This window comes from Asticcacaulis biprosthecium C19, assembly GCF_000204015.1.
GTDB lineage: Bacteria > Pseudomonadota > Alphaproteobacteria > Caulobacterales > Caulobacteraceae > Asticcacaulis > Asticcacaulis biprosthecius.
In genome coordinates this window covers 463705-467517 of sequence record NZ_GL883078.1, presented here as the reverse complement: position 1 = coordinate 467517, position 3813 = coordinate 463705, and the positions used below count along the sequence as shown (strand labels likewise).

Below are 3813 nucleotides of genomic sequence, written 5' to 3'. Positions count from 1 at the left end.
TTGCCGTGTAAGTCAGGCGAGCGGAAACAGCGCGCCGATCGTGCCCACGGCCAGGGTAAGCGGAACAAGAATCCTGGCGATTTTCATCAGTTCAGCGTGTCTTTGCGCAAAACAGGGCCCTTTTTTTTCCGCTTGCGCCTGCCTTGCCCACGGAATGATCCAGAGCAAGGTGTTACCGGCCATCAGCGCCACGGGAATGGCGCCGAACACCGGGAAAACCAAGGTCAGGAACTGTGGGAGGGTTAGCGAGCCGCCGAGAAAATCCACAAGCCGACCGCTGTCGTGTAGGTAGATCAGGACATGCATAGCCCAGAAAATCTGGAAATAGGCAAAAACACTTAGCGGAAACATCGCCCAAGTGAAGGGGATTGCAAGAAGATGCCACCACGTCCAGTAACGGGGAATCCGCAGCTGTTCTCTCGCTCGGATCTCTCTGACATGCCGATGCAAGGTGCGGTGAAATATGGATTTGTGGCGACCCAAACTTGCCCCCTTTCGAGTACCGTCAACATCATAAGCCATTTCGGTTAAAATATGCCGCCAGAATTCCCTCTCGCTGCTCGGCAGAGCTATCACATAAGGATTTCCAAGCTCCCTCCTCCCTACGAAGTGGGGAGGCGGACCCCGAAGGGGTGGAGGGGTATCTTGCCGTCGATGACAACACGCGATCAGATAGGCGATATCACCTGATTGGCCGGAACCTTGACCTTCCGAAACGGCTTGTCGGCGATCTGCAACGCCACCTTCTGCACGCCTTCGGAAATCCCCCTCAGCGACACCAACTCACCGGTCTTCCGCGTCACCAAACGCACCGTACCTTCCACCCGACCCAGCCGCTTGCCCGACAACCGAAGTTCCGCCCCCTTGTCATCATAGATCATCTCCGCCGACCCGCCGCCGTCCAGCGGCAAGCGGAACCGCGCACCCACAGATGCCGGATGCCCTGGCCGGACATTCCATTCCAGAACATCCGCCTCTTCGACCAACCCGGCCAACCGCCAGCTATAGTCCACCAACACCAGGGCGCAGGGCGAATAGTCCGGTTCATCCCCCTGTTTGGTGAAGGTACCATCCACCGGATCGATCTGCTGACGAAAGGTCATGTCAGCGATGATGGCCTCACACCATTTGGTCATCATGCCGCTGAACTCGGCCGAACGGCCGTAGTGGTCCATCCACCGTGGCGCCCGCAAGGCGGTGAGGGCCTGGGACGGCCCGCCCCAACTGTTCTTTGGGATAGGCCGCACAAAGGTCGGATCATCCAAAGCGATCGACGGCAAGGGGTAGGGCGCCCAGAAGGCCTTCGGATTATGGATCTGCCGCTCCCACAAGGTATCGAACAGAGCCTGATCCGGAATCCGCTCCCCGCACACCCGCGTCAGGATATCGCCGCGCACCCGCACAAACTTTCCGTTGGCGTCCAGGTCGTAAAACGCCGCATCCTCAGCGACATAAAGCTGATCCAATATCTTCTGCCGGATAGACACCGCGCTCTGCGTCCAGCGGTCGGCGTCACTCGTCTTTCCCAAGGCCCGTGCCATCTCCGCCAAGGCCAGCCGGGCGCCATAGGTCGTCGCCGACAGGTCTGGCGACAGCCGCGGCACGCCCAGTCCGGGCACAAACGCCTTGGCGTCCTTGTTGGGACATTGCGGCGGGATGCCTTCCCAGCGCGGACTGTTGTCATGGCCCGTATCGTAGGTGCAGAAGCCCTCGGTCAGCCCCGTGCCGCGCGTATTGCGGTACCGCAGCAACCAGGCATCCCAGGCCGAACAGGCGCTGTAGGCCTGCGCCAGCAGCGCCTCATCCCCGGTTGCCCGCGCCAGTTCCCACGCGGTTGCCGCGATCGGCACCACCATCTGGATCTGGCCAAAACCAGTCTCGGTCACCTTGTTGTTGCACGGAATCTGGCCATCCATCCGCTGCAGCTCAAAGAAAACCTCGTGCGAATTGCGCGCCACATCGGGACGGAATTTGCGATAGACCAGGGCTTCGTGAGGACCGCACTCCATCCAGATCCCGGCATAGTCGGCGCCTTCGATCAGCACGGGTTTGGAATAACGCGGCACCACCTGCACATTCTTGTTCAGCACCGCCAGGGCCTTGTCATAGCCCGCCTGCCATTTGGCATCGCCGGTCGTATATTGCGGAGCCGTCTCTTGCGCAAAAGCCGGCCCGACAGAGGCGGCGGCGGCCGAGGTGGCCAGGAAGGTGCGGCGGTTCATGGCATCACCTCATGCGTTACGCGGAACCAGTCGACATCGACATGGTTGTCAGGCGCGGTATCGCCCTTGACGAAAGTGAAGACCCCAGGCCGCGAACCCTTCCACCATGAGAACCTGGCCAGTGCCACGGGCTCACCCAAGGCCGTAAAGCCGCCGCCGGCATCATATTCGAACCGCACCATCTGATCCGGCGTCACATAGGCCTTCAGGTCGATGGTCTTGCCCGTAACGACCGGACCCGGCGTCTCTATCCCGGCGGAAGCGTAGGTCACGCGAGTCACGCCGCCTTCTTTCACCGCGCCGATCCACACCGGTTTGACGCCAAACAGGGTCAGGCCGGCGCGCTGACCGTCAACCATGCCGGAGATATCGATCCGCGTCGTCGCCTGCATATGCGGACCCTGCAGGATCTGGGTCAGCGTATTGCGCGACGTCGTCAGATGCTGCGCCGGCCCGGCTTTCAGGCGCAGGAAGCCCGGCCGCTCACTCAGCGACCATCTGGCATTGTCCGGATTGTGGTTGAACGACCATTGCAAGCCCAGCACCGGGCTCGAAAACTCATCGGACTCCTGGAGCCGGTCCTGCGGACGCCAATTACCTGTGTCCGGCGCCGAATGTTGCAAGACGGGCAGGGTGTTGTCGCCCATGATCGGCCAGTCATCGACCCATTGCACCGGCTGCAGATGATCGATCCGCCCGAACGCGCCCGTCGAATTGAAATGGATGAACCAGCCCTGGCCTGACGGCGTTTCGACATAGCCGCCCTGATGCGGCCCCAGCAGTCCGTTGCCGGGGACCAGCACGTCTTTCCATTCATACGGGCCTTCGATGGCGCGGGCGCGGCCGACCGCCTGAGGGCCTGTTCCGACCCCGCCGATCGGCGCGAAGATATAGTACCAGCCGTTGCGTTCGTAGAACTTCGGCCCTTCGAGAATCGGCAGGCGCACCTTGTCCTCGGCAATCACCATGCCCTCGTCCAGCACCTTTGTACCGTCCCAGCTCATCCTGTGCAGCACCAAAGGCCCGGCGCCGACCTTGCCGTGGACCAGCCAGGCCTGCCCGTCCTCATCCCAATGGGGGCAGGGGTCTTCGAACCCTTTTTGCGCAATAACATGCACGGCCGGGCTCCATGGCCCGGCCGGATCAGTGGCGGTGGCCATGAAGACACCTTCGTCCGGCGTCGCCCAATAGACGTAGAACCTGCCTTCATGATGCCGGATCGACGGCGCCCATACTCCGGAGGCATACTTGGTGCCGGTCACCGGCTTGGACTTGGTGTCGTCCAGTTCGAACGGCCCGGGCATGTCGTATAGCGGCCCGAACGGCAGACTTGGCAGGACATGACCGATAATCTTCCAGTGCACCAGGTCTTCGGACTTCAGCACGGGTATCCCAGGCGACCAGTGGAAACTGGACGCGACCAGGTAGTAGCTGTCGCCGACCCGGATGACATCCGGATCGGAATAGTCGGCATACAGAATCGGATTGGTATAGGTGTGCGACTGCGCCTGCGGCAACGACGCGCACCCGGTCAGAGTGAGAAGCGCTGCTATTGCCAGGGCTGTAGGGATTTTCCGCTCAACCACGTCCT

3 protein-coding genes are annotated in these 3813 nt (G+C 61.4%); all 3 read right to left on the bottom strand.

The genetic code is table 11. The annotated features are described in order from the left end of the window. Positions 1-12: 12 nt before the first annotated feature. Positions 13-576 carry a hypothetical protein gene (locus ABI_RS12580; protein WP_157138885.1) on the bottom strand — a complete coding sequence of 188 codons (564 nt, stop codon included), beginning with the start codon at positions 574-576 and terminating at the stop codon, positions 13-15. Between the two features lie 92 nt (positions 577-668). After that, a complete protein-coding gene (locus tag ABI_RS12575; RefSeq protein ID WP_006273382.1) occupies positions 669-2222 on the bottom strand; it encodes an MGH1-like glycoside hydrolase domain-containing protein in 1554 nt (517 codons plus the stop codon). Then, on the bottom strand, positions 2219-3813 hold a 1595-nt coding region (locus tag ABI_RS12570), incomplete at its 5' end, for a glycoside hydrolase family 43 protein (protein ID WP_211211164.1). The genes ABI_RS12570 and ABI_RS12575, both read right to left, overlap by 4 nt.